Annotated in this window: 25 protein-coding genes; 18 read left to right on the forward strand and 7 right to left on the reverse strand. The window is 69.1% G+C overall.

Annotated features, from left to right (window positions below; genetic code table 11):
- Positions 1–34: 34 nt before the first annotated feature.
- Entirely contained in the window at positions 35–841 is an 807-nt protein-coding gene (locus E1161_RS07760) for a TSUP family transporter (protein ID WP_132621068.1), read from the reverse strand.
- 209 nt (positions 842–1,050) lie between these two features.
- On the opposite strand from E1161_RS07760, the gene rpsT reads away from it, so the two are divergent.
- Positions 1,051–1,311 carry a 30S ribosomal protein S20 gene (rpsT, locus tag E1161_RS07765; RefSeq protein WP_132621070.1) on the forward strand — a complete coding sequence of 87 codons (261 nt, stop codon included), beginning with the start codon at positions 1,051–1,053 and terminating at the stop codon, positions 1,309–1,311.
- Positions 1,312–1,370: 59 nt separating this feature from the next.
- Here rpsT and manD read toward each other — a convergent pair whose 3' ends face one another.
- On the reverse strand, positions 1,371–2,582 hold the full coding sequence (gene manD / locus E1161_RS07770; RefSeq protein WP_132621072.1) for a D-mannonate dehydratase ManD: 1,212 nt from the start codon (positions 2,580–2,582) through the stop codon (positions 1,371–1,373).
- Positions 2,583–2,767: 185 nt separating this feature from the next.
- Between manD and E1161_RS07775 the strand changes: the two genes are divergently transcribed.
- The 5 genes from E1161_RS07775 to E1161_RS07800 all read left to right on the forward strand — a co-directional run bounded on the left by E1161_RS07775 (position 2,768) and on the right by E1161_RS07800 (position 10,162).
- On the forward strand, positions 2,768–3,481 hold the full coding sequence (locus tag E1161_RS07775) for a GntR family transcriptional regulator (protein WP_132621074.1): 714 nt from the start codon (positions 2,768–2,770) through the stop codon (positions 3,479–3,481).
- Between the two features lie 205 nt (positions 3,482–3,686).
- A complete protein-coding gene (locus E1161_RS07780) occupies positions 3,687–4,067 on the forward strand; it encodes a VOC family protein (RefSeq protein WP_132621076.1) in 381 nt (126 codons plus the stop codon).
- A 334-nt stretch (positions 4,068–4,401) separates the two neighbouring features.
- Entirely contained in the window at positions 4,402–6,255 is a 1,854-nt protein-coding gene (gene lepA / locus E1161_RS07785; protein ID WP_132621078.1) for a translation elongation factor 4, read from the forward strand.
- Between the two features lie 601 nt (positions 6,256–6,856).
- Complete coding sequence (locus E1161_RS07795; protein WP_132621080.1) at positions 6,857–9,202, forward strand: arylsulfatase; 2,346 nt, start codon at positions 6,857–6,859, stop codon at positions 9,200–9,202.
- Between the two features lie 75 nt (positions 9,203–9,277).
- Positions 9,278–10,162 (forward strand): LysR family transcriptional regulator, encoded by an 885-nt coding sequence (locus tag E1161_RS07800; RefSeq protein WP_132621082.1) that lies wholly within the window; start codon positions 9,278–9,280, stop codon positions 10,160–10,162.
- A gap of 137 nt (positions 10,163–10,299) precedes the next feature.
- On the opposite strand, the gene E1161_RS07805 is transcribed toward E1161_RS07800, so the two are convergent.
- Positions 10,300–11,766 (reverse strand): helix-turn-helix transcriptional regulator, encoded by a 1,467-nt coding sequence (locus E1161_RS07805; RefSeq protein ID WP_132621084.1) that lies wholly within the window; start codon positions 11,764–11,766, stop codon positions 10,300–10,302.
- Between E1161_RS07805 and E1161_RS27065 the strand changes: the two genes are divergently transcribed.
- The 9 genes from E1161_RS27065 (at position 11,686) to mmsB (ending at position 20,974) form a co-directional block, all read left to right on the forward strand.
- Positions 11,686–11,919 (forward strand): CreA family protein, encoded by a 234-nt coding sequence (locus E1161_RS27065; protein ID WP_165939716.1) that lies wholly within the window; start codon positions 11,686–11,688, stop codon positions 11,917–11,919. The genes E1161_RS07805 and E1161_RS27065 overlap by 81 nt on opposite strands.
- Positions 11,885–13,198 carry an isocitrate lyase gene (gene aceA / locus E1161_RS07810; RefSeq protein ID WP_132621086.1) on the forward strand — a complete coding sequence of 438 codons (1,314 nt, stop codon included), beginning with the start codon at positions 11,885–11,887 and terminating at the stop codon, positions 13,196–13,198. Before E1161_RS27065 ends, aceA begins: the two co-directional genes overlap by 35 nt.
- 410 nt (positions 13,199–13,608) lie before the next feature.
- Complete coding sequence (locus tag E1161_RS07815; RefSeq protein ID WP_132621088.1) at positions 13,609–14,655, forward strand: nitronate monooxygenase; 1,047 nt, start codon at positions 13,609–13,611, stop codon at positions 14,653–14,655.
- Positions 14,656–14,713: 58 nt separating this feature from the next.
- Positions 14,714–15,364, forward strand: coding sequence for an MOSC domain-containing protein (locus E1161_RS07820; RefSeq protein ID WP_132621090.1), 651 nt, complete (start codon positions 14,714–14,716; stop codon positions 15,362–15,364).
- A 122-nt stretch (positions 15,365–15,486) separates the two neighbouring features.
- The gene (locus tag E1161_RS07825; RefSeq protein ID WP_132621092.1) at positions 15,487–16,008 is read left to right on the forward strand and encodes an EF-hand domain-containing protein; all 522 of its coding nucleotides are present in this window, start codon (positions 15,487–15,489) and stop codon (positions 16,006–16,008) included.
- 224 nt (positions 16,009–16,232) lie between these two features.
- Positions 16,233–17,732 carry a CoA-acylating methylmalonate-semialdehyde dehydrogenase gene (locus E1161_RS07830; RefSeq protein ID WP_132621094.1) on the forward strand — a complete coding sequence of 500 codons (1,500 nt, stop codon included), beginning with the start codon at positions 16,233–16,235 and terminating at the stop codon, positions 17,730–17,732.
- Between the two features lie 58 nt (positions 17,733–17,790).
- Positions 17,791–18,954: an acyl-CoA dehydrogenase family protein gene (locus tag E1161_RS07835; protein WP_132621096.1), complete on the forward strand. Its 1,164-nt coding sequence runs from the start codon at positions 17,791–17,793 to the stop codon at positions 18,952–18,954.
- Positions 18,955–19,001: 47 nt separating this feature from the next.
- On the forward strand, positions 19,002–20,036 hold the full coding sequence (locus tag E1161_RS07840) for an enoyl-CoA hydratase/isomerase family protein (RefSeq protein ID WP_132621098.1): 1,035 nt from the start codon (positions 19,002–19,004) through the stop codon (positions 20,034–20,036).
- A gap of 50 nt (positions 20,037–20,086) precedes the next feature.
- Entirely contained in the window at positions 20,087–20,974 is an 888-nt protein-coding gene (mmsB, locus tag E1161_RS07845; protein WP_132621100.1) for a 3-hydroxyisobutyrate dehydrogenase, read from the forward strand.
- Positions 20,975–20,995: 21 nt separating this feature from the next.
- On the opposite strand, the gene E1161_RS07850 is transcribed toward mmsB, so the two are convergent.
- The 3 genes from E1161_RS07850 to E1161_RS07860 form a co-directional block, all read right to left on the reverse strand.
- Positions 20,996–21,262 (reverse strand): hypothetical protein, encoded by a 267-nt coding sequence (locus tag E1161_RS07850; protein WP_132621102.1) that lies wholly within the window; start codon positions 21,260–21,262, stop codon positions 20,996–20,998.
- Entirely contained in the window at positions 21,259–22,110 is an 852-nt protein-coding gene (locus E1161_RS07855; protein ID WP_132621104.1) for a DUF4097 family beta strand repeat-containing protein, read from the reverse strand. The genes E1161_RS07850 and E1161_RS07855 overlap by 4 nt, the downstream gene beginning before the upstream one ends.
- Positions 22,111–22,184: 74 nt before the next feature.
- Positions 22,185–22,679 carry a toxin-antitoxin system HicB family antitoxin gene (locus tag E1161_RS07860; RefSeq protein ID WP_132621106.1) on the reverse strand — a complete coding sequence of 165 codons (495 nt, stop codon included), beginning with the start codon at positions 22,677–22,679 and terminating at the stop codon, positions 22,185–22,187.
- Positions 22,680–22,795: 116 nt separating this feature from the next.
- On the opposite strand from E1161_RS07860, the gene E1161_RS07865 reads away from it, so the two are divergent.
- The 3 genes from E1161_RS07865 to E1161_RS07875 are packed head-to-tail and all read left to right on the forward strand — an operon-like array spanning position 22,796 to position 23,852.
- The gene (locus E1161_RS07865) at positions 22,796–23,029 is read left to right on the forward strand and encodes a hypothetical protein (RefSeq protein ID WP_132621108.1); all 234 of its coding nucleotides are present in this window, start codon (positions 22,796–22,798) and stop codon (positions 23,027–23,029) included.
- Positions 23,026–23,439, forward strand: a complete 414-nt coding sequence (locus E1161_RS07870) for a ribonuclease domain-containing protein (RefSeq protein ID WP_132621110.1) — start codon at positions 23,026–23,028, stop codon at positions 23,437–23,439. Before E1161_RS07865 ends, E1161_RS07870 begins: the two co-directional genes overlap by 4 nt.
- A 5-nt stretch (positions 23,440–23,444) precedes the next feature.
- Positions 23,445–23,852: a barstar family protein gene (locus E1161_RS07875; RefSeq protein ID WP_132621112.1), complete on the forward strand. Its 408-nt coding sequence runs from the start codon at positions 23,445–23,447 to the stop codon at positions 23,850–23,852.
- A gap of 63 nt (positions 23,853–23,915) precedes the next feature.
- Here the strand turns inward: E1161_RS07875 and E1161_RS07880 are convergent, their stop codons facing one another.
- Positions 23,916–24,692, reverse strand: a complete 777-nt coding sequence (locus E1161_RS07880; protein WP_132621114.1) for an enoyl-CoA hydratase family protein — start codon at positions 24,690–24,692, stop codon at positions 23,916–23,918.
- Positions 24,693–24,739: the final 47 nt, after the last annotated feature.

Genomic DNA, 24,739 nt, shown 5'->3' on the forward strand with positions numbered 1-24,739 from the left:
GGAGCCCCCGTGGGCCCGGGGAGCTCAGCTCCGGTCAACCGCTGAGCGCGATCTTCCAGCCGAGGCTGACCACGAGTCCGACCACGACCGTCAGGAACACCCGTCTCACGAACGCTGATCCGCGACCGGCGGCGAGCGTCGCGCCCAGCACGCTGCCCGCGATGTTGCCTGCGGCCATCACCAGCCCCAGACCCCACAGGACCTTGCCGGCCGGGATGAAGAAGAACAGCGCGCCCAGGTTGGTGGCCACGTTGACGACCTTCGCCGTCGCCGATGCTGTGACGAAGGCGAAGCCGACCAGGCTGACCAGCCAGAACACCAGGAACGAGCCGGTTCCCGGCCCGGCGATGCCGTCCCAGAACCCGATCACCGCTCCGCCGAGCAGCATCAGCCCCAGCTGGAGCCGGCGCGCGAACCGGGGAGCGTGCACCGAGCCGAGATCGGGCTTGCGCCACGTGTAGATGCCGACCACGACCAGCGCGACCAGCACCACGACGTTGAGCACCGAGGAGGGCAGCGCATCGGCCAACGCCGCCCCGCCCAGCGATCCGACCAGCGCCACCAGCGCCATCGGCAGCGCGGCCCGCCAGTCCATCGGGGTGCGCTTGGCGTAGGTGCGGGCCGCGGCCGAGGTCCCGGCGATCGCGGCGACCTTGCTGGTGGCCAGCGAGTAGATGGCCTCGCCGCCCGGCAGCAGCACGAGCATCGCGGGCAGCTGGATGAGGCCACCGCCGCCGACGATCGCGTCCACGGCTCCGGCGAGGAACGCCGCCGCGCAGAGGAACAGCAGTCCCGCGAGGGTGAGATCGGCGAACCCGGGCCAGTTCAACGCGGTCAGCACGAGGCATCACCGTATGGCCTGCGCACAGCGGATTCCGAGCGGTTGTGAGCGTCCTCGCGGCACTCGGACCACCCGGCGAACGCGCAGGTGAGCCTTGTTAACATGGACGACCGTGTCGTACGGCATTCCGCCGTGGAGGAAAACCGGTCTTCGGGCCGGGCCGATTCGAGTGCGGCACGCGATTCGACTGACGAGGAAGAGGCGCACCAGTGGCCAACATCAAGTCCCAGATGAAGCGGATCAAGACCAACGAGGCGAACCGCCAGCGCAACAAGGCCGTGAAGACCACGCTGAAGTCCGCCATCCGCAAGTTCCGCGCGGCCGCTGACGCCGGCGAGAAGGACAAGGCCGTCGAGCTGCAGCAGACCGCCGGTCGTCTGCTGGACAAGGCTGCGAGCAAGGGCGTCATCCACAAGAACCAGGCCGCCAACAAGAAGTCGGCGATGGCCGCCCGCGTGAACAAGATCTGAGTTTCCTCAGTCGACGGAACGGCCCCTTCCCCGCAGCGGGGAAGGGGCCGTTCCGCGTCTCACCAGTCGTGCATCGAGCCGTCGCGGCGCCGGTTCACCGGCAGGTACCGGGGCTCGTACGGGAATCGCTCCGCGGCCTCCTCGTCGACCCACACGCCGAGTCCGGGCTCGTCGCTGGGGTGCAGGTAGCCGTTGGCGAAGGTGTACCCGGAGTGGAACACCTCCGCGGTCTGCTCGGTGTGGCCCATGTACTCCTGGATGCCGAAGTTCGGCACGGCCAGGTCGACGTTGAGCGCGGCCGACAGCGAGATCGGTGACAGGTCGCCGGCGCCGTGGCAGCCGGTGCGCACGCCGTAGAGCTCGGCGAGCGAGAAGATCCGCCGCAGGTGCGTGATGCCGCCCGCGTGCGAGACCGAGGTGCGGATGTAGTCGATCAACCGCTCGGTGATCAGCTGCTGGCAGTCCCAGATCGAGTTGAACACCTCGCCGACCGCGATCGGGGTCGTGGTGTGCTCCCGGATCAGCCGGAACGCGCTCTGGTCCTCAGCCGGGGTCGGGTCTTCGATCCAGAACATGCGGTGCTCTTCGAGGTCCTTGCCGAGCCGCCCGGCCTCGATGGGGGTGAGCCGGTGGTGCACGTCGTGCAGCAGGTGGAAGTCGAAGCCGAACCGCTCCCGCACCGCGCCGAGCACCTGCGGCGCGTGCCGCAGGTAGGCCTCGGTGTCCCAGTGGCCTTCCTCCGGAACCGCTGAGGACGCGGGCTCGTAGAACTCGCCCTTGGCCGGAACCCCGTAGGCCTTGTCCACGCCGGGCACCGACGCCTGCGCCCTGACCGCCAGGAACCCCTGGTCCAGGTGCGCGGCGACGTCGTCGAGCAGCGCGGGGACGTCCTCGCCGGTGGCGTGGCAGTAGGTCAGCACGCCGTCCCGGGCCGCGCCGCCGAGCAGCTGGTAGACGGGCATCCCGGCTACCTTGCCCTTGATGTCCCACAGCGCGATGTCGACCGCGGCGATCGCGGTCATCGTCACCGGGCCGCGCCGCCAGTAGGCGCCCTTGTACAGGTACTGCCAGGTGTCCTCGATGCGCTGGGGGTCGCGGCCGATCAGCAGCGGGCAGACGTGGTCGCGCAAGTAGGACGCCACGGCGAGCTCACGCCCGTTGAGCGTGGCGTCGCCCCAGCCGACCACGCCGTCGGCGGTGGTGAGCTTGAGCGTCACGTAGTTGCGGCCGGGAGCGGTGACGATGACCTTGGCATCAACGATCTTGGACAACTCGGTCCTCTCTGCGATCGGCTAGTTCTGTTCGGTGCGGGGCCAGTCGGCGCATTCCTCGGCGGCTCGGCGCGGCGCAGGCCGATCAGGCTCAGCACGTGAACGGGCCGGCGATCATGAATACCAGCGCTACCATACAAGCGCTGGAATGCCACGGGTCAAGGGTGGTCGATAGGGTGGTGACCATGGCGACAACGGCGGGCAAGGCCTCGGCTCGGGTGACGGTGCACCGCGAGATCCGGCAGCGCATCATCACCCTGCAGCTGCCGCCGGGACATCCGCTGTCGGAGAACGAGCTGGCCGGCGAGCTGGAGGTCTCCCGGACACCGGTGCGCGAGAGCCTGCTGCTGCTCGTCGAGGAAGACCTGGTCCGGGTCTTCCCGAAGCTCGGTTCGTTCGTCGCCAGGGTGGACCCGCAGCGCATCGCCGACGCCCAGTTCGTCCGCGAAGCCGTCGAGGTCGCCTCGCTGACCGACGCCGTCGAGCACCGCACCGACGAGGACGTCGAAGCCCTGCGCGACCTGCTGGAGCAGCAGCGCGCGGCCGCCGATGACGTGGGCAGGTTCTTCGAGCTCGATGAGGCCTTCCACCAGCGCCTGCTCACCGCAGGCGGTCACATCAACGCCTGGCGCACGGTCGAGCAGGCCAAGGCCCACCTCGACCGCGCCCGTCGCCTCGGCCTGCGCACGGTCAGCCCCGTGTCGGCCCTGATCGACCAGCACACCTCGATCGTTGACGGCATCGAATCCCGCGACCTCGAAGCAGCCCTCGCGGCACTCCGCGGCCACCTGCGCGCTGTGTTCGAGGACGTCGAGAGGATCCGAGCGGAGTCCCCCGGGCTCTTCGTCGACAGCACCGACGAACGCCCGGTCAGGCGGAGCGTCACCGTCCTGCGGTGACGCTGGATGTGGTTCCTCGCCGCCGGAAATGCGGTAGTCCTGGTGCCACCGTCCATGATCGATGTCGCCCATGTCCGGAAGTTCTGACCAGAACTGCCCGGTACCGGACGATGAGCGTGCCGGCGGTGGGCCGCATCGGAGTCGTGCAGGCAATCGATCCGCCTGGCGTTCGGTGGGCTCGGGGGTTAGCCGGTAGAAATGCGGCATGGAGGTCTTGAACAGCCGGATGATCCTTCGCCCCGGTGACCACGATCGGTCGGTGCGGTTCTACCGCGACGTGCTGGGGTTGGCGGTCTGCCGCGAGTTCCCCGGTGGCACGGTGTTCTTCCTGGGGCAGGGGTATCTGGAGGTCTCAGGTCAGGGTGATCAGGGTCCGAGCCCGGACCAGGTGCTGTGGCTGCAGGTCCGGGACCTCCGCGCCACCTTCGACGAGCTCCGCGAGCAGGCCGTCACGGTCCTCGCCGAGCCCGAGCACAAGCCCTGGGGCCTGCACGAAGGCTGGATCGCCGATCCCGACGGCTTGCGCATCGTCCTCGTCGAGGTCCCCGCCGACCACCCCATCCGCCGCGACACCCGCGGCGACTAGCTGTATTGCCCGGGGAGGAGAACGGGTGACACGGGGTCGGCCCGCAGCGCCTCCGCGTGGCACCGACATCAGGGCGGTCTTCGAAGAAGAGCGTCCGCGTCTCCAGGTGGATGACGGGGCTGTGCTCTGCGGGGTCGATCAGCATCACCGAGCTGAGCACGCCCGGGCAACCAGGTCTCGTGCGGGGCGACCGGGAGTTGGGCGTCGGGTAGTGGGCGTGGCGTGGGACTATGGGGTGACCCCGTGCGCGGCATCCGCCCGGGGGAGACCGGGCCGACGTCTGCCGACGAACGCCGACAGCCGTAGGAACGCCGCCGACATCCGAGGAACCTGAGTGAGCAGTTTCGCCGACACCACGTTCACGCCGCCGGAGCGGATCCGGAACTTCTGCATCATCGCGCACATCGACCACGGCAAGTCGACGCTGGCCGACCGCATGTTGCAGCTGACCGGTGTGCTGGGGGAACGCGCCTACCGGGCCCAGTACCTCGACCGGATGGACATCGAGCGCGAGCGCGGCATCACGATCAAGGCGCAGAACGTGCGCCTGCCGTGGGTCCTCGACGGCGACGAGCACGTGCTGCACATGATCGACACCCCCGGTCACGTCGACTTCACCTACGAGGTCAGCCGTTCGCTGGCCGCCTGCGAAGGCGCGATCCTGCTGGTCGACGCCGCGCAGGGCATCGAGGCGCAGACCCTGGCGAACCTCTACCTCGCCATGGAGCACGAGCTGCAGATCATCCCGGTGCTCAACAAGATCGACCTGCCGGCCGCCGAGCCGGACAAGTACGCCGCGGAGCTCGCGCACATCATCGGCTGCGAGCCCGAGGACGTGCTGCGCGTGTCGGCCAAGACCGGTGAGGGCGTGGACGCGGTCCTCGACGAGGTCGTGAAGCAGGTCCCGGCGCCTCAGGGCGAGGCCGACTCCCCGCCGCGCGCGATGATCTTCGACTCGGTCTACGACACCTACCGGGGCGTGGTCACCTACATCCGGGTCGTCGACGGCAAGATCACCCCGCGCCAGCGGATCAAGATGATGTCCACCAACGCCACCCACGAGCTGCTGGAAGTCGGCATCATCTCGCCGGATCCCAAGCCGTCGAAGGGCCTGAGCGTCGGCGAGGTCGGCTACCTGATCACCGGTGTGAAGGACGTCCGCCAGTCCAAGGTCGGCGACACCATCACCGCCGAGCGCAAGGGGGCGACCGAGCCGTTGGCCGGCTACCGCGAGCCCAAGCCGATGGTCTACTCCGGGTTGTACCCGATCGACGGCTCCGACTACCCGATCCTGCGCGAAGCGCTGGAGAAGCTGCAGCTCAACGACGCTGCTCTGACCTACGAGCCGGAGACCTCGGGAGCGCTGGGCTTCGGCTTCCGCTGCGGTTTCCTCGGTCTGCTGCACCTGGAGATCACCAGGGACCGCCTGGAGCGCGAGTTCAACCTGAACCTGATCTCCACCGCCCCCAACGTGGTCTACGAGGTCGAGATGGAGGACGACACCGAGCTCGTGGTGACCAACCCCTCCGACTGGCCCGAGGGCAAGATCAAGGAGGTCTCCGAGCCCGTCGCCAAGTGCACGGTGATCGCCCCGTCCGAGTTCGTGGGCACGATCATGGAGCTGTGCCAGAGCCGCCGCGGCCAGCTCGAGGGCATGGACTACCTGTCGGAGAGCCGGGTCGAGCTGCGCTACACGTTGCCGCTGGGCGAGATCGTCTTCGACTTCTTCGACCAGCTCAAGTCCCGCACCCGCGGCTACGCCTCGATGGACTACGAGGAATCCGGGATGCAGGCCTCGAACCTGGTCAAGGTCGACATCCTGCTGCAGGGCGAGCCGGTCGACGCCTTCAGCGCGATCGTGCACCGCGACGGCGCCTACGCCTACGGCACCAAGATGGCCACCAAGCTGCGCGAACTCATCCCGCGCCAGCAGTTCGAGGTGCCGATCCAGGCAGCAATCGGCTCGCGCATCATCGCTCGCGAAACGATCCGCGCGATCCGCAAGGACGTGCTCGCCAAGTGCTACGGCGGTGACATCAGCCGGAAGCGCAAGCTGCTGGAGAAGCAGAAGGAAGGCAAGAAGCGGATGAAGACCATCGGCCGTGTCGAGGTCCCGCAGGAAGCCTTCGTCGCAGCCCTGTCCACGGAAGAGGGCAAGGACGACAAGTCCAAGGGCGGCAAGAAGTAACTCTCAGTGCAATGCCGTGACTGACTGCCGGTGCCCCCTCGTTGACTTTCCGCCAATCGGGAAGGAGGGGGCCGTGTCAGCCATGGCGGAGACGACTGGTCCGCACGGCATCGTCCCCCTCGCCCGTTCACGGTGCACGACATGGAGACGATGCCCGATGACGGCCATCGGTACGAGCTCCTCGACGGGCACTCCTCGTGACCCCCGCGCCTGGCTTCGGGAAGTGGTTCTGCCCCTTCGCCTCGGTGAGGTCCTCGTCCCGAGCGACCAGCGAGTCGGGCTGGAGCTCGGCCGTCGGTAGTCATGAGGGCTTCACGTCGCCGATCGCCAGGTGTCGTCGGATCGACTCGGCCCAATCTCATAGAAGTCCTCTATGGGATGTATCGAGCATTGGTCTGCTCTGCTGGTGATCAGGGGAAACCCGGGTGAATCATGACTCGGGTCACGGTCTTGGCTGGTGGAACGGGGTTGTGCGGTTCGGACCTGTGGTTAGCATTCGATCGCAAAGGTCTTGCGGTGTTTCGGTTTCCGCCGAGCACATCGATGTTCTCCCTGGTGCGCCACCAAAAGTGGCGGGCTCGACGCTGCCTGGAGGTTGCTGGTGGACTTCTCCCGCGAACGCTTACCGATCCCCGACCCTCAGCCCCCCGCCGCCACATCCCTCGACGCCCGTGACCAGAACCCGGCCTTCCAGCCCCGCCAGCCGCTGCGCCCGCCGCAGGGCGCGCCGAACGTCGTCGTGGTGCTCATCGACGACATGGGCTTCGGCGCCCCGAGCGCGTTCGGCGGGCCTTGCAACATGCCCACCGCTGAGCGCCTGGCCGATGGTGGCCTGCGCTACAACCGGTTCCACGTCACCGCGATCTGCTCGCCGACCCGGCAGGCGCTGCTGACCGGTCGCAACCACCACTCCGTCGGCATGGGCGTCACCACCGAGATGGCCAGCGCCGCGCCCGGTTACTGCGGCATCCGCCCGCTCAGCGCCGCCACGATCGGCCAGATGTTGCAGGGCAACGGCTACAACACCGCGGCTTTCGGCAAGTGGCACCAGACCCCGGCCCGCGACGTCAGCGCCGCCGGGCCGTTCGACCGGTGGCCCACCGGCGAGGGCTTCGAGAAGTTCTACGGGTTCATGTGCGCGGAGATGAACCACTGGTACCCGGTGCTGTTCGACGGCACGAAACCCGTTGAGCCAACCCGCAAACCCGAGGACGGCTACCACCTGTCCGAAGACCTGGTGGACAACGCGATCGACTGGGTGCGCGACCAGACCTCGCTCAAGCCCGACAACCCGTTCTTCGCCTACCTGCCCTTCGGCGCCACCCACGCGCCCTACCACGTTCCCCAGGAGTACCGGGAGCGCTACCGGGGCAAGTTCGACCACGGCTGGGACCGGCAGCGCGAGATCACCCTGGAGCGGCAGAAGGAGCTCGGCGTCGTCCCGCAGGACGCGGAACTGGCGCCGTGGGCGGAAGGCGTGCCGCACTGGGACGAGCTCTCCGCCGACGAGCAGCGGGCCGCGGCGTCCCTGATGGAGCTCTACGCCGGTTTCGCCGAGCACACCGACGACCAGGTCGGACGCCTCGTCGACGCCCTCGACGAGCTGGGCGAGCTCGACAACACGCTGTTCGTCTACATCCTCGGTGACAACGGCGCCTCCGCCGAAGGCGGACTGGGCGGCACGCTCAACGAGCACCGCTTCGCCAGCGGCATCCCCGACAGCGCCGAGTTCATCAACGCCCACGACGCCGCGCTGGGCGACGCGACCACGCACGCCCACTACCCGGTCGGCTGGGCACTGGCGATGAACACGCCCTACCAGTGGACCAAGCAGGTCGCCTCGCACTTCGGCGGCATCCGGGACGGCATGATCGTGCACTGGCCCGACGGCATCGCCGAGCGCGGCGGGCTGCGCGACCAGTTCCACCACGTCATCGACGTGGTGCCGACGATCCTGGAAACGGCAGGCCTACCGCACCCGACCGAGGTCAACGGCATCGCGCAGCAGCCCATCGAGGGCACCAGCATGCTCTACAGCTTCAACGACGCAGACGCGCCCGACCGGCACCGCGTGCAGTACTTCGAGATGGTTGGCAACAGGGGCATCTACCAGGACGGTTGGATGGCCGTGACCCGCCATGGCACGCCGTGGGTGATGGTCCAGGACGGTGTCCGCCGCTCCTTCGACGACGACGAGTGGGAGCTGTACAACACCAACGTTGACTGGACTCAGTCCCACGACCTCGCCGAGCAGCACCCGGAGAAGCTGCGCGAGCTCCAGCAGCTGTTCCTGGTGGAGGCCGCCAAGCACGACGTGCTGCCGCTGGACGACCGGATGACCGAGCGGGAGAACCCCCTCGAAGCCGGCCGGCTGGACCTGATGGGCGATCGGCGTTCGGTCACCTTCCACGCCGGTGCCAAGCGGTTGACCGAGGAGACCGCGCCGAACGTCAAGAACCGCTCGCACAACTTGACCGCGGTGGTCGAGGTGCCCGAGAGCGGTGCCGAAGGCGTTCTGGCCGCCCAGGGCGGGCACACCGGTGGCTGGTCGTTCTACTTCCACGACAGCAAGCTGAACTACGCCTACAACTACTTCGGCTCGGTCGTTCAGCACGTCCGCGCTCCGGGGCCGGTTCCCGCGGGCGAGCACGAGGTCAGCCTGCGGTTCGACTACGACGGTGGCGGTGTCGGCAAGGGCGGTGCGGTGACGCTGCGCGTGGACGGCACCGAGGTCGCCTCGGGCCGGGTCGACGCGACGATCCCCTACTACTTCGCCTTCGACGAGACCTTCGACATCGGCGTGGACCGGGCCAGCCCGGTCACCGACGACTACGCACCGGTCGACAACGCCTTCACCGGAGTGCTGCGGCGGCTGCGCGTCGACCTCGACGACGACCAGTGGGCCGACGTGGAGGCCGCATCGGCGTTCCGCACCGCCCACGAGTAGGCGGTACTGGTCTGGCGATGTTCCGCCTGCCTGGTGTAATGCCGGGCAGGCGGAATTCTCGCGTGGGGAGGTGACATGGACCGGCGGGAGTTGGAGTACTTCCTGGCGATCGTCGAGCACGGCAGCTTCACCGCCGCCGCGCAGGCCATGCACGTCGCCCAGCCATCCCTGTCGCACGCCATCCGCAACCTGGAGAAGGAGCTCGGTGGCAAGGTCTTCCACCGGCTCCCGCACGGCGTGTCGCTCACCCCGGCCGGGGACGCGCTGGTCGAACCCGCCCGGCAGGTGATGCGCGACCTGAGCACTGCGTCGGCCTCGGTCCGCGAGGTGCTCGGGCTGTCCAGCGGCAGGCTGGACGTCGTGGCGCAGACGACGCTGGCCGTCGATCCGCTCGCCGAGCTCATCGGTGCTTTCCTGCGCGAGAACCCGAAGGTCGCGGTCAACATCGCCGACCCCGAGCTGGGGACGGATGTGACCTCGGCGGTGCGGGCCGGTGAGTGCGAGCTGGGCCTGGTCGACTCCGAACATCCCATCGGGGACCTGGAGAGCATGGTGCTGCGCGGCCGGGAGATTTTCGCCGTGCTGCCGTCGGATGTCGCGCCCGGCCAGAAGCGGTTGAGCGTGCCGGAGCTGTCGACCCTGGACTGGATCGCCACCCCTCCCGGTACCGCGACGCGGGCCGTCATCGAGGACACCGTCGGAACACGCGGTGGCGAACCGACTTTCGCGGTGGAGACCGCGCACCAGGCGATGATCGTGCCGTTGGTGCTGGCCGGAGCGGGCGCGACGCTGCTGCCGCGCGCGATGGCCCGCGACGCCGCCGCGCGTGGCGCGGTCGTGCTGCCGCTGCGGCCCAAGGTGGTGCGCCGGGGCGTCCTGTTCTGGCGCCGAGGCCCCCTGTCACCAGCAGCGGCGCAGTTCGTCGCGATGGCCGAGACCATCGCCGAACTGCGCCGCTGAGATCGCTCGTGCACGCCAATGCGCGGCGCTTCGCCGTCCTCACCGGAGACCGCTGAGAGCTGCTGGGAGGGACGGCACAGCGGTGCCTGCTGAGCCCACCCTGATACGGCGGGCCACGCCGCCTTCCGGAGCAGCTCTCAGCTCTGGTGGGCCTCCACGAAGGCGTAGACGTCGGCTTCGTCGACACCGGGGAAGGTGTCGGCCGGCAGCGCCGCCAGGACGTGGGAGTGGGCTCGCGCCGACGGCCACACCATGCCCTCCCAGCGGCTGGCGAGCTCGGCCGGCGGGCGCTGGCAGCACTCGCCGGCCGGGCAGCCGGACTTGGAGTGGTTGTTGGTGTCCCGCCCGCGGAACCAGCGCGACTCGGCGTAGGGCACGCCGAGGGTGATCGCGAAGTCCCGGCCGCGGCTCGGGTCGACGTGCGCGACGCACCAGTGCGTGGCTCCCGGCTTGTCGGTGTACTGGTAGTACGTCGAGTACCGGTCCGGGGAGGAGAAGACCTGGCGCCCCGACCAGTACCGGCACATCCGCTGGCCCTCGATCGCTCCCGTCGGGTCGGTGGGGAAGACCAGCCCGTCGTTCTCGTATGCCTTGTGGATGATGCCGGTCTCGTCGTTGCGGACGAAGTGGCACACCAGGTCGAGGTACTGGGTGGCGAGGTTGGTGAACCGGTGCGCGGCCATCTCGTAGGACACCGAGAACACGTCGCGCAGGTCCTCCACCGCCAGGTCGCGTTCGGCCTTGGCGTCCTGCAAGAACGGCACCGCGGACTGCTCCGGCACCAGCACGGCGGCGGCGAAGTAGTTGGCCTCGACGCGCTGCCGCAGGAAGTCGGCGAAGTCGCGGGGCTGGCTGTGGCCGAGCGTCAGGTGTCCCAGCGTCTGCAGCAGGATCGTGCGCGGGCTGTGCATGCCCAGCGACTCTCGGCGCAGGAAGATCCGGCGGTTCTTCATGTCGGTCACCGACCGCACCGAACGCGGCAGGTCGGTGACGAACTTCAGCCCGAAGCCCATGTGCGTGGCGATGGACTGGATCAGGCCCTCCGACAGCGGCCCACCGTGGTACCCGGAGCGCTTGAGCAGGTCGCTGGCGGCCTTCTCGATCTCCGGGAAGTAGTTGTTGTGCTTGCGCATCACGCCGCGCAGCTCGGCGTTGGCCTTGCGGGCCTCTTCCGGCGTGGCGACCTTCTGGGTCTCGCGGCGCTTGAGCTCCTCGTAGAGGGCCAGCACGTGTTCGAGGGCTTCGGTGGGCAGTCGCTTCCCGACCTTCAGCGGCGGCAGCGAGAGCCGTTGGTAGATCGGGTCGAGCTGGGCCTTCTCCACGGCGATCTCGAGCTCGGCACGCCGGTTCGGGGCCTTCTTCGACAGCAGCTCGTCGACGGAGGTGCCCAGCGCGTCGGCCAGCGATCGCAGCAGCGACAGCTTCGGCTCGCGGTGGCCGTTCTCCAGCAACGACAGCTGTGACGGCGCTCTCCCCACGCGGTCGCCGAGCTCAACAAGAGTCAATCCAGCGGTTCGGCGCAAGTGCCTGAGCCGCTGACCAAAGACCAGAAGGTCGTGTTCCGTAGAAAAACTACGGTCTTCTTCGGTGGCGAACTCCGTCATGGCGTTGATGCTAACAGAAAAACTCTGAAATTTACCCAGAAAATCTGGCCCGGTTTCGCTTGGCAGCGCGCAATATTGATTGCAGCAGGTCGCCAGCGATCCCGGAAGGGGAAAAACCATGAGCATCCGCGAGCAGGCGAAGAAGGCCGCTGAGGAGCTGCAGCGCGAGTGGGACACCAGCCCGCGCTGGAAGGGCATCGAGCGTACGCACTCGGCTGAGACCGTCGTCCGCCTCCGCGGCTCGGTGCAGGAAGAGCACACCCTGGCCCGCCAGGGCTCGGAGCGGCTGTGGAAGCTGCTGCACGAGCTCGACTACGTCAACTCGCTGGGCGCGCTGACCGGTAACCAGGCGGTCCAGCAGGTCCGTGCGGGCCTCAAGGCCATCTACCTGTCCGGCTGGCAGGTCGCCGCCGACGCCAACCTGGCGGGCGAGACCTACCCGGACCAGTCGCTGTACCCGGCCAACTCGGTCCCGCAGGTCGTCCGCCGCATCAACAACGCGCTCAAGCGCGCCGACCAGATCAACTGGGCCGAGGCGCTCGACCCGGAGGGTGGCGCCATCGAGGGTGAGGACACCCACTGGCTCGCCCCGATCGTCGCGGACGCCGAGGCCGGCTTCGGTGGCGTCCTCAACGCCTACGAACTGATGCGCGGCATGATCGGCGCCGGCGCCGCGGGCGTGCACTGGGAGGACCAGCTCGCTTCCGAGAAGAAGTGCGGTCACCTGGGTGGCAAGGTGCTCATCCCCACCAGCCAGCACGTCAAGACGCTGAACGCGGCCCGTCTGGCCGCCGACGTCGCCGGTGTGCCGTCCCTGGTCATCGCCCGCACCGACGCCGAGGCCGCGACGCTGCTGACCAGCGACATCGACGACCGCGACAAGCCGTTCCTCACCGGTGAGCGCACTGCCGAGGGCTTCTACAAGGTCAACAACGGCATCGAGCCCTGCATCGCCCGCGCCAAGGCCTACGCGCCGTACTCGGACCTGATCTGGATGGAGACCGGCACGCCGGACCTGGAGATGGCCCGCAAGTTCGCCGAGGCCGTCAAGTCCGAGTACCCGGACCAGATGCTGGCCTACAACTGCTCGCCGTCGTTCAACTGGAAGAAGAACCTGGACGACGCCACCATCGCCAAGTTCCAGCGCGAGCTCGGCCACATGGGCTTCAAGTTCCAGTTCATCACCCTGGCGGGCTTCCACGCCCTGAACTACAGCATGTTCGACCTGGCCAAGGGCTACGCCACCGACGGCATGACCGCCTACGTCGAGCTGCAGGAGAAGGAGTTCGGCTCGGAAGACCGCGGCTACACCGCGACTCGCCACCAGCGCGAGGCCGGTACCGGTTACTTCGACACGATCAGCACTGCGATCAACCCGGAATCGTCGACCACCGCGCTGGCCGGTTCGACCGAGACCGCGCAGTTCCACTGATCGTGTGGTTGATGGTGGTCGGCGCGCCTGCTGCGCCGGCCACCCCCTGAACGCACCAGCGGCCCTGTGGCGGGGTGTCGGAAAAATCGCAATGGTGCGAGTGAGCGGGAACCCATGGCGTCGGGTTCCCGCTCACTTTTTTGCTCTTCGAGCTGATCGGGGTCGTTCCGCTTGGCGGTGCGGGTGGGGGAGCCTGAGCTGCGCTGTGGACTCCGCGCGCCACTCCTTGAGTCGAATACGCGGTGTCGCGGCGTGCTCGCCACGGCACGGCCCAGTACCCCCGGCGGTGCGAGTTGCTCAGGTGGTGAAGGAGGGAGCACCTTCGGTGCTCGCCTGCCGGGGCGCGGGCGGTGTTCGGGATCGCCGAACGCGGATGTTGTGGCGGACAGTTCGGAGGTAGCGTTTTTAACATGATCGTCGAGTCGAGGATTCCGCTGGTGGCCGCGCCGATGGCCGGTGGTCCCAGCACGCCGGAACTGGCCGCCGCGGTGAGCGCGGCCGGGGCGCTGGGGTTCGTGGCGGGCGCCATGCTGACCGAGGACCAGCTCGTCGGCCAGATCGCGCGAATCCGCTCGCTCACCGATGAGCCGTTCGGCGTGAACCTCTTCGTGCCCAGCGACCGCAGGGACGTCGACCTCGACGACTACCGGTCGCGGGTCGCGGAGGCCGCGGGGAGGTACGGGGCGAAGCCGGGCTCGGCCGACTGGGACGACGATTCCTACCCCACCAAGGTTCAGCGGCTCGTAGACGAGCGGATCCCGGTGGTGTCGTTCACCTTCGGGCTTCCCGAAGCGTCCACCGTGGAACAGCTGCACGCGGTGGGCTCGGAGGTCGTGGTCACCGTGACCACCGCCGACGAGGCCCGGCAGGCGGCCCGCGTGGGCGCCGACGCGGTGTGCGTGCAGGGCATGGAGGCCGGTGGGCACCGAGGCGTGTTCCACGACGACCCCGAGACGCCCGGCGGAGGGCCGTTGCTCGGTCTGCTGCCGGCGGTCCGCTCGGTGCGCGCGGCGGTGGACCTGCCCGTCATCGCCGCCGGCGGACTGGTGCACGGCGCGGACGTCGCTGCCGTGCTGGCAGCTGGAGCGGCAGCCGCGCAACTGGGAACCGCGTTCCTGGTATGCGACGAAGCGGGCACCGCGCAGGCGCAGCGGGCCCAGATGGCCGAAGGCCAGCGGCTGACCGACATCACGCGTGCGTTCAGCGGTCGCCCCGCGCGCGGCTTGGTGAACGGCTTCATGCTCGACAACCAGGACGCCCCGGCGGCGTATCCGCAGGTGAACAACCTGACCAAGCCGATGCGCGGCGCTGCGGGCAAGGCGGGCGACGCCGAGGCGATCTCGATGTGGGCCGGCCAGAGCTACGCCCAGGCCCGCCCGATGCCCGCCGCCGACCTGGTCGGGCTGCTGCGCCGCGAGGCGCGCGAAGCGCTGCAGGCGGTCACCGGACGACTGTGACCGTCGCGGTCGTCAAACTCGCTGGGGCAGCTCGGAGCGGTCGCGTAGGTTGATCGCCATGAGCGTCGTGTCGTCGGTGAACCTGGCAGTCGTGCGGTCCGGGGAGTGGGCCGGGCGCCTCGGCAGGAGCGGCATCGACAAGCGTCCCGCCGCCGCGCCGGTGATGTTCACCGAAACCGGTGTCCAGGGCGATGCGGTGTGCGACACCAAGCACCACGGCGCCTGGTACCAGGCCGCCTACGCCTTCGACGGCGAGGAGCTGGCGCACTGGTCGGCCGAGCTCGGCAAGCACCTGGTGCCCGGCAACGCGGGCGAGAACCTGACGCTGACCGGCGTGGACAGCACCACGGCGCTGATCGGCGAGCGCTGGGCGATCGGCGGTGCCGTGCTGCGGGTGACCGGACCGCGCCAGCCCTGCCGCGTCTTCGCCGATTTCTGGGACGTCCCCGGCCTGGTCAAGAGGTTCACCCAGCGCGGGCGCACCGGCGTCTACCTGGCCGTCGAGCAGCCGGGCGAGATCAGCGCGGGCGACGAGGTTCGCAAGCTGTCCCGGCCCGATCACGACGTCCAGGTCGCGGAGGTCTTCGCGCTGACCAGGCAGGGCCGCGCCGACCTCTCGGAGCACGTCGCGGGCTGCCTCCCGGACCTCCCGGAGAAGTGGCGCGCCACCGCCGCCGCCAGGATCGATTGCTCCAGGGCCACTGCCTGATCCGGGGTCGGCGGGGCACACGGTGCGTTACCAACAGCCGCGAGGATGATCACTCGCACGCCCGGCGGAATGCCCGACCGGGCTGTTGTCGCCATCGCGAAGCCCCTGCCAGGTTTAATTCCATGGCGAGCGACTTGCAGCGGAAGAAGACCTCCGTCGTGTTCACCGCGATGGACGTCAACGGCGACGGGTTCTTGGAGCGCGCGGACTTCGAGGCGCTGACCGAGCGGTGGACGCGCATCCGCGGTGGGGACGGCGCGAACCGGTTGCGCGAGATCATGATGCGATGGTGGGACGCGCTGAGCGCGACCGCCGACGAGAACCGCGATCAGAGGATCACGCGGGAGGAGATGCTGGCCGCGGTCGAGAACCTGGGCGCGATGCTCGACCTGGTGACGGCGACCGCCGAGTCGATGTTCGAGGCGGTGGACGAGGACGGCGACGGCCGGGTGACCGCGTCCGAGTACGCCCGCGTGATCCAGGCGTGGACGGGGCGTGACGTGCCGACCGACGTCGCGTTCGCCCGGCTCGACCTGAACGGTGACGGGGAGCTCGGGAAGTCGGAGTTCGTGACCCACTGGGTGGAGTTCTGGGTCGGGGACGACGGCGAGACACCGGGAACCCACCTCTTCGGAGAGGTCTGACCGGGTCGCGGACTCCCACGTCCGAACACACCTCCCCGCTCCCGGGGTTCTCCGGGTCCGATCCTTCCTCCTCCGCCGGTGGATGAAACGGCGTGAAGTGCGCAGAATCGATACTGTGACACGGCACACCCTGTTGTGGGTGCGTTCCTTGTGGGAAAGATTGGGCTACAAACAGTTTGTCTTCCTATTATTCGACGGCCGGTTCGGCGGAGGTGCGGTGCGAGATGACACGCGAGCTGGAGCACTTCATCGGTGGGAAGCGGGTGCCGGGAACCTCCGGTTCCTTCGGTGACGTGTTCGACCCCAACACGGGCCTGGTGCAGGCCAGGGTGCCGCTGGCCTCGACCGACGAGGTCACGGCGGCTGTCGACAACGCTGCCGCGGCGCAGCCGGCGTGGGCTGCGACGAACCCGCAGAAGCGGGCTCGCGTGCTCATGCGGTTCGTGCAGCTGATCAACGACGAGATGGAGGACCTGGCACGCGTGCTGGCCTCCGAGCACGGCAAGACCGTCGCCGACGCCAAAGGCGACATCCAGCGCGGCCTGGAGGTCGTGGAGTTCGCGATCGGCGTCCCGCACCTCCTCAAGGGCGAGTACAGCGACAGCGTCGGCACCGGCATCGACGTCTACTCGCTGCGCCAGCCGCTGGGCGTGGTCGCCGGCATCACGCCGTTCAACTTCCCGGCGATGATCCCGCTGTGGAAGGCGGCACCGGCGATCGCCTGCGGCAACGCCTTCGTGCTCAAGCCCTCCGAGCGCGACCCCTCGGTGCCGGTGCGACTGGCCGAGCTGTTCGTCCAGGCCGGGGGCCCGCCTGGGATCTTCAACGTCGTCAACGGAGACAAGACCGCCGTCGACGCGCTGCTGACCGAACCGCGCATCGAGGCCATCGGCTTCGTCGGATCCTCCGACATCGCCGAGTACATCTATTCCACCGCCGCGGCCCACGGCAAGCGCGCGCAATGCTTCGGCGGCGCCAAGAACCACCTGATCGTCATGCCGGACGCAGACCTCGACCAGGTCGCCGACGCGCTCATCGGCGCCGGTTACGGCTCGGCGGGGGAGCGCTGCATGGCTATCTCGGTGGCCGTGCCGGTCGGCGAGGCCACCGCGAACGCGCTGGTCGACAAGCTCGTCGAGAAGATCCAGCGGCTCAAGGTCGGCACCAGCTTCGACGCCGACGCCGACTTCGGCCCGCTGGTGACCAAGCAGGCGTGGCAGAAGGTGCACGACCTCGTCGGGGTCGGCGTCGACGAAGGCGCGCAGCTGGTGGTCGACGGGCGCGACTTCTCGCTGGCCGGCAACGAGGGCGGCTTCTTCATGGGTGCTTCGCTGTTCGACCACGTCACGCCGGAGATGCGCATCTACCGCGAGGAGATCTTCGGCCCGGTCCTGTCGGTCGTGCGCGCTGCTGACTACGAGGAAGCGCTGCGGCTGCCCAGCGAGAACGAGTACGGCAACGGCGTCGCGATCTTCACCCGCGACGGCGACGCCGCGCGCGAGTTCGTCAACCGGGTCAACACCGGGATGGTCGGCGTGAACGTGCCGATCCCGGTGCCGATCGCCTACCACACCTTCGGCGGCTGGAAGCGGTCCGGATTCGGTGACCTCAACCAGCACGGCCCGGACTCGATCCGCTTCTACACCAAGACCAAGACGGTCACTTCTCGCTGGCCCTCCGGACTCAAGGAAGGCGCCAGCTTCACCATCCCGACGATGCACTGATCGCGCGGGCGGGGACCGGCGATCCCGGTCCCCGCCCGAACGCGAGGAGGGAGTCGACGTGTCCGTCGCAGCAGTGGCGAGCTCGCCTTTCGAGCTCGCCGACGACCAGCGCGCCATCAGGGACGCCGCGCTGGATTTCGCCCAAGACCAGCTCGCCCCGCACGCCGTGGAGTGGGACCAGGACAAGCACTTCCCGGTCGAGACGCTGCGCGCAGCGGGGGAGCTCGGCATCGGCGGCGTCTACGTCGACGCGGCCTTCGGTGGCAGCGGCCTGAGCAGGTTCGACTCGGTGCTGATCTTCGAGGCGCTGGCCAGCGGAGATCCGTCGATCGCCGCCTACATCTCCATCCACAACATGTGCGCGGGCATGATCGACCGCTTCGGCACCGACGCCCAGCGGGCGCGCTGGCTGCCGGGGTTGTGCTCGATGGAAAACCTCGCGAGCTACTGCCTGACCGAACCCGGCGCCGGGTCGGACGCGGCCGCGCTGCAGACCCGCGCGGTCCGCGACGGCGACGACTACCTGCTCACCGGGGTCAAGCAGTTCATCTCCGGCGGCGGCAGCTCCGACGTCTACGTGGTGATGGCCCGCACCGGCGAACCCGGGCACAAGGGCATCTCCACCTTCGTCGTGGACGCCGGAGCCGAGGGGCTTTCCTTCGGGGCGAACGAGAAGAAGATGGGCTGGAACGCCCAGCCCACCCGCCAGGTCATCTTCGACGGCGTCCGCGTTCCCGCCGATCAGCGGCTCGGCGACGAGGGCATCGGGTTCCACATCGCCATGGCCGGGCTCGACGGCGGCCGGCTCAGCGTCGGAGCCTGCTCGCTCGGCGGCGCGCAGGCCGCGCTGGACAAGTCGCTGGGATACGTGCGGGAGCGCAGCGCGTTCGGCTCCAAGCTCAGCGAGTTCGAGGCCCTGCAGTTCAAGCTCGCCGACATGGCCACCGAGTTGGAGGCCGCGCGCCTGCTGCTGTGGCGGGCCGCGTGGGCGCTGGACACCAAGGACCCGGCGGCCACCCGGTTGTGCGCGATGGCCAAGCGGCTGGCCACCGACGTCGGGTTCACCGTGGCCAACGAGGCACTTCAGATCCACGGTGGATACGGATACCTTGCCGAGTACGGCTTGGAGAAGATCGTCCGCGACCTGCGGGTGCATCAGATCCTGGAAGGCACCAACGAAATCATGCGGCTGATCATCTCCCGTGGTCTGCTGGCGGCCTGACCGCGGCCTCGGGGGCAGCGCCTCGCACAACGATGGAGTTTCGCACCATGACGGAATCCGAGATCCTGGTCAGCGAGAGCGGCTCGCTCGGGCGCATCACGCTCAACCGCCCGAAAGCCCTCAACTCGCTGACCCTCGGCATGGTCCGGGAGATGACCGAGGCGGTCGAGCGGTGGCGCGACGCCGAGCACATCGAGGCGGTCCTGATCGACGGCGCCGGCGAGCGCGGTCTGTGCGCCGGCGGTGACGTGCGCGCCCTGCACGACGCGGCCAAGGCCGGTGACGAGTCGCTGCCCGCGGCGTTCTGGACCGAGGAGTACCGGCTCAACTCCGCGCTGGCCAACTACCCCAAGCCGGTCGTGGGGATCATGGACGGCGTCTGCATGGGCGGTGGCGTCGGCATCACCGCGCACGGATCGCACCGGGTGGTCACCGAGCGCTCCAAGGTCGGGATGCCCGAGACCGGCATCGGCTTCATCCCCGACGTCGGCGGCACGTACCTGATGTCGCGCACCCCCGGTGAGCTCGGCACGCACCTCGCGCTGACCGGCGGGGCGGTCGGTGGCGCGGACGCGTTGTACTGCGACCTGGCCGACCACTACGTCGACAGCGCCCGGCTCCCCGAGCTCGTCGAGGCACTGAGCAGCGGTGACGTGGACGAGGTGCTGGCAGCCTTCGCCGCGCCGGCGCCCGAGCCGACCCTGGCCGAGCACCGGGAGTGGATCGACGCGGCCTACGCGAGCTCCGACGTCGAGACCGTCCTCGCCCGGCTGCGGGAACGTCCCGAGCAGGCCGCGAAGGACGCCGCGACGACCATCGAGACCAAGTCGCCCACGGCGCTCAAGGTCACCCTGCGCGCCCTGCGCAGCAGCTACGACTCGCTGGAGCAGGCGCTGACCCTGGAGTACCGGCTGGCCATGGCGTGCGTGCGGATCGGCGACTTCGTCGAGGGCGTGCGCGCCGCGCTGGTCGACAAGGACCGCAACCCGCAGTGGTCTCCCACCACGCTGTCCGAAGTGGACGAATCGCGGGTGCAGAAGTTCTTCGAACCGGCCTCCGACGAGCCGGAGCTGTTCGGCTGAGCGCGGATTCGCCGGCCTTGGCGGGAAGTTCGAGCAGAAGGGTAGTGACAATGGCTGTCATCGGTTTCATCGGACTCGGCCACATGGGTCGTCCGATGTCGGCGAACCTCGTCAAGGCCGGCCACGCCGTGCAGGGCTACGACCTCGTCCCGGCCGCCCTGGCCACCGCCGCGGACAACGGTGTGACCACGGTGTCCTCGATCGCGGAGGCGGTCCGCGGGGCCGACGCGGTGATCACCATGCTGCCCAGCGGCAAGCACCTGCTGGACGCCTACGACGAGGTGCTGCCCAACGCGGCCTCCGGCGCGCTGCTGGTCGATTCCTCCACTGTGGACGTCGCTGACGCGCGCGCCGCGCACCAGCGCGCGCAGGAAGCCGGTCTGGGCAGCATCGACGCGCCCGTCTCCGGTGGCACGGCCGGTGCCGAGGCGGGGACGCTGACGTTCATGGTCGGCGGGTCCGAGGCCGACTTCCAGCGCGCCGAGAGCGTTTTGGAGCCGATGGCGCGCAAGGTGATCCACTGCGGTGGGCCCGGCAACGGCCAGGTCACCAAGATGTGCAACAACCTCATCCTGGGCGCTTCGATGATCGCGGTCAGCGAGGCGTTCGTGCTCGGTGAGCGCCTCGGCCTCTCGCACGAGGCGCTCTACGACGTCGCGGCGGTCTCCACCGGCCAGTGCTGGGCGCTGACGACCAACTGCCCGGTGCCGGACCTGGTGGAGACCAGCCGCGCGAACCACGACTACGAACCCGGCTTCGCGGCGGCCCTGATGCTCAAGGACCTCAACCTCGCGCTCTCGGCGGCGGAGCAGTCGGGCACCGACGCGTCCATCGGCCGCCTCGCCACGGACCTCTACCGCCGCTTCAACGAAGAGGGCGGCGGCGGCCAGGACTTCGGCGCCATCATCAAGTCCATCCGCGAGCACTCCGGCTCCTGACGCCGCTCAGCGGGACTCCGTTCAGGCCGTTGATGTCGTAGGACCGCATGAACGTCGGCGGGCGCGCGCCGCTTCGCGTGAACGCGCGGCCTCGTTCTCCATCCGCAGCGCGCGGGCGATGTTCGAGGAGAACGTGCCCGGATCGCTGAGCACCTGCAGCGCCTCGGCGTGGCCGTAGGCGTTGCACACCCGGTCTCGTCGTCGAAGCGCACCGGGAACTCCGGGTGCTGCACAGCGCGTCCAGGACTTGCCGGGGTCGATACCCCACTCCTCGACCGGACAGGTCATCGCACCAACTCCGTTCGTCGAACGGTGACGTCGCCGAAGCCGGTGCGGGCGTGCACCTCGGCGGTCTCGGTGTCGGGATCGGGTTCGTCGGCGTGGTCCATGTCGTTGTGGACGCGCCCGTGCTTGGCGTCGAGGTCCAGCCACGCGGTGGTACCTGGCCGGATGCCGATGCGAAGGTCGCCGAGCGAGGTCGCCAGCTGCACCGAGCCGCGCACGATCTCGTCGATGCGGACGCTGCCGTTGGCGGTCCGCGCCTCGACGTCGGACAGCGAGCGCTGCACGGTGATGTCGCCGTTGGCGGCCTTGAGCCGCAGGGCGCCACCGACCTCACCGATCCGCGTCGCGCCGTTGGAGTTCTTCACCGCGGCGGTGCCGTCGATGCGGTGCAGCTCGACCTCCCCGGTCCCGGTGCTCACCTCCGCGTTGCCCGCGATGTGCCGGGCGGTGACGCGCCCACCCGCGGTGTCGGCCTTCAGCGCCCCGGTCTCGTCGACGTCGATGCTGCCCATCGCCGTCTTGATCCGGGTGTCGCCGAGCCGGCCTTGGGTCGCGAAGGAGCCGGCACCGGCCTGCCCGTTCAGGCTGGAGCCCGCGGGCACTTCGACGGTGATCTCGACCGACCCGGGCTTGGCGAGCAGTCCGCGTGATCTCGGACCTTTGACCTGCAGGGTTCCGGCGGCGAAGGAGACGTCGGTGTTCTCCGCGGTAGTCACGTCGGCCTTGGTCGCCGCGTCCGTGGGCCGGACGTCGACGGTGGTGCGGGCCGCGTCGGTGGCGAGGATCCGCGCGGTGCCCCACGCGAGTTCGATGGTCGCTGCGATCGGCTCAGGAGTGTCGAATCCAGGCATGGCGGTGCCCTCCAAGGTGGTGGATGAGCGTCTCCGCTTCTCGGAGACGTGTGGTGAGTCCGGCGGGAAGCGCCTCAGCGCACCCAGCCGGTGAAGCGCTGGCCGACCACGCCGTGCGGCCGGGCGCGTGGTCGGTCGCCGTCGAGCGCTGCTGCGGCGGCGCGCACCAGCCAGGCGTTGACCGACAGGTGCTGCGCGGCGGCGGCTTCTTCGACGCGGTTCTTGAGGGATTCCGGCAGCCGCAAGTTGATCCGCGACATCGCGCCGTCGTCGGTCTCCGGCGCTGGTGGTGCCGGGGTGGCTCCTCTCGCGGTGTCCTCGGTGTGGACCGGTGGTGTCACGACGAAGCCGGGCTCGCCGCCGCGCAGCCGCACCTCGACCGAGCCGGGGGCGAGGTCGCTGGTGATCTCGTCGGCAGCGGCCGACAGCGCGTTGAACAGCGTCAGGCGGATGGCCGATTCCAGTGGTGCGGTGAGTCGATCGGCGAGCTCCCGCGCCTCGTCACCACCGGCTGCGGCGGCAACGGCCAGGTCGTGGCGCAGGTTGTCGACGTACGTCGTGAGGTCCATGACGCCATGATGGCACCATCGTGGCACACAGTACAACCAATGTGGCTCAACAAGGTGCCACACGTGCGCGCCGGGGGTCCGCGCAGAGCCGTGGTGGCGCGCGTACGCTGCGCGTTGTGTTGGAGTTGCTGGTCGAGTGGTACGACGGCGTCGAGCTGTGGTTGGTGCAGCTCGTCTATCCGCTTCAGGTCGCCCTGGTGCTCGCAGTCCTGGTGCCGCTGTGCTGGGGGGTGGCGCGAGTCGTCGACCGCGCGGTGGACGGCCTCGGTGCCAAGGTCACCCGGGGGCGCGGCGCCGAACTGCCGGTCGGCCACGACGGTGAGGCCGGGCGGAGGGGAAAGACGGCGTGAGCTCGCGCAAGCGCATTTCGTCGGCGTTGATCGGGCTGGTCGCCCTGGTCGTGCTGGGGTGGTTCGGCGAGGACGTCGTCGCCGATCCACCGAGCACAGAGGTGCCCGGTGCCAGCCAGTCAGGACTGCAGGTCGAGCAGCTGTCGAAGCTGCCGCCCGAGGCGGGCAAGACCTACCAGCTGATCGTCAGGGGCGGGCCGTTCCCGTACCCGGGCAAGGACGGCTCGGTGTTCGGCAACCGCGAAGGTGAGCTGCCCGAGCAGGAGTCCGGCTACTACCACGAGTACACCGTGCCGACCCCGGGCTCTCAGGATCGCGGCGCGCGCCGACTGGTCACGGGTGGTCAGGACGAGGTGTACTACACAGGTGATCACTACGAGTCGTTCGTTGTTGTGGATGCGGCGGGTTGAGTGCCATGTTCGGAACGAAACTGGCCAGCAGGTTGCGGAAGGAGCAGCCGGTGAGTGATCAGCCGAGCGCCGACATCACGGCTGGCGAGGCCGTCGTGGTAGCCGAGGAACGTGGCGCGACCGCCCACGTCCTCGACGGTGCCGACCTGACCAGCAAGCGCACCACTCTCGACGGCATCGCCGCCGTCCTCGACTTCCCCGAGTGGGCCGGGCGGAACCTGGACTCCCTCTTCGACTGCCTGACCGACCTGTCCTGGCTGCCCGAAGGCGAGCACGTCCTGATCTGGTCCGGGTTCCAGGACCTCGCCGACCACGACCCCAAGGCGTTCAACGGCATCAACTCGGTCCTGCGCGACGCGGCGGAACGTCCCATGTGCGGCCGACGCTTCACCGCGGTGCTGACCCGGTCTTGATCAGCAGCCGCTCGTAGTGCTGGACGCAGGTGGTCAGTGCCGCCCGGCGCCACTGACCATCGGTCACCTCAGAGCTTCCGGGACCCAGCTGGGCTTGCGCTTCTCCGCGAAGGCCGTGATGCCCTCCTGGCCCTCCTCGCCCGCGAAGTGCCGGGCCGACAGCTGCAGCATCTCGGCGAAGTCGTCGCTCATCGACTCCGGCCGCTGGCTGGTGAGCATGGACTTGGTGGCGGCCAAGGCGGTGGGGCCGCCGAGCGCCAGCATGTCGGTGTAGCGCTTGACCTCCGCGTCCAGGTCGTCGGCCGGGACGGCGGAGTTGAGCAGGCCGATTTCCGCGGCGCGTTGGCCGTCGAAGGTCTCGCCGGTGAGGAACAGCTCGTGCGCCGGGCGCGCTTCGAGCCGGGGGAGCACGGTCACCGAGATCACCGCAGGGACCACGCCGATGCGGACCTCGGTGAAGGCGAACGTGGCGCTCTGGGCCGCGATCGCGATGTCGCAGGCCGCGACGAGCCCCACACCACCCGCGCGGGCGGGTCCGGCGACCTTGGCCACGACCGGCTTCGGGTTGGTCCAGATCTGCTCCAGCAGCGCCGGGAACTCGTTGACGCCCTGTTGATCGGAGTCCGCCGAGCGGGACTCCTTGAGGTCCATTCCGGCGCAGAAGACCTTGCCGGTGTGGGCCAGGACGATCACGCGCACCGCGTCGTCGTTCGTCGCGGCGTCCAGGTGTCCCTTCAGCTCCCGGCGGAGCTGGGCGGACAGGGCGTTGCGGTTGTGCGGCGAATCCAGGGTGATCGTTCCAACCCCATCGGCCACCTCGAAGTGCACGAGCTCATCCATGCCCGAGACGTTAACCAGCCCGCCACCTCTCACGCCACACCCGGAGA

Origin of the sequence: Saccharopolyspora aridisoli, from assembly GCF_004348445.1 — a bacterium.
Lineage (GTDB): Bacteria > Actinomycetota > Actinomycetes > Mycobacteriales > Pseudonocardiaceae > Saccharopolyspora > Saccharopolyspora aridisoli.

Bases quoted from the DNA above. Each gene is read 5' to 3' on its own strand.
- E1161_RS07775 (WP_132621074.1), top strand. From the start codon at position 2,768: ATGGCGACAACGGCGGGCAAGGCCTCGGCTCGGGTGACGGTGCACCGC.
- E1161_RS07780 (WP_132621076.1), top strand. From the start codon at position 3,687: ATGGAGGTCTTGAACAGCCGGATGATCCTTCGCCCCGGTGACCACGAT.
- E1161_RS07800 (WP_132621082.1), top strand. From the start codon at position 9,278: ATGGACCGGCGGGAGTTGGAGTACTTCCTGGCGATCGTCGAGCACGGC.
- E1161_RS07805 (WP_132621084.1), bottom strand. From the start codon at position 11,766: ATGACGGAGTTCGCCACCGAAGAAGACCGTAGTTTTTCTACGGAACAC.
- aceA (WP_132621086.1), top strand. From the start codon at position 11,885: ATGAGCATCCGCGAGCAGGCGAAGAAGGCCGCTGAGGAGCTGCAGCGC.
- E1161_RS07815 (WP_132621088.1), top strand. From the start codon at position 13,609: ATGATCGTCGAGTCGAGGATTCCGCTGGTGGCCGCGCCGATGGCCGGT.
- E1161_RS07820 (WP_132621090.1), top strand. From the start codon at position 14,714: ATGAGCGTCGTGTCGTCGGTGAACCTGGCAGTCGTGCGGTCCGGGGAG.
- E1161_RS07825 (WP_132621092.1), top strand. From the start codon at position 15,487: ATGGCGAGCGACTTGCAGCGGAAGAAGACCTCCGTCGTGTTCACCGCG.
- E1161_RS07830 (WP_132621094.1), top strand. From the start codon at position 16,233: ATGACACGCGAGCTGGAGCACTTCATCGGTGGGAAGCGGGTGCCGGGA.
- E1161_RS07840 (WP_132621098.1), top strand. From the start codon at position 19,002: ATGACGGAATCCGAGATCCTGGTCAGCGAGAGCGGCTCGCTCGGGCGC.
- mmsB (WP_132621100.1), top strand. From the start codon at position 20,087: ATGGCTGTCATCGGTTTCATCGGACTCGGCCACATGGGTCGTCCGATG.
- E1161_RS07850 (WP_132621102.1), bottom strand. From the start codon at position 21,262: ATGACCTGTCCGGTCGAGGAGTGGGGTATCGACCCCGGCAAGTCCTGG.
- E1161_RS07855 (WP_132621104.1), bottom strand. From the start codon at position 22,110: ATGCCTGGATTCGACACTCCTGAGCCGATCGCAGCGACCATCGAACTC.
- E1161_RS07860 (WP_132621106.1), bottom strand. From the start codon at position 22,679: ATGGACCTCACGACGTACGTCGACAACCTGCGCCACGACCTGGCCGTT.
- E1161_RS07875 (WP_132621112.1), top strand. From the start codon at position 23,445: ATGTTCGGAACGAAACTGGCCAGCAGGTTGCGGAAGGAGCAGCCGGTG.
- E1161_RS07880 (WP_132621114.1), bottom strand. From the start codon at position 24,692: ATGGATGAGCTCGTGCACTTCGAGGTGGCCGATGGGGTTGGAACGATC.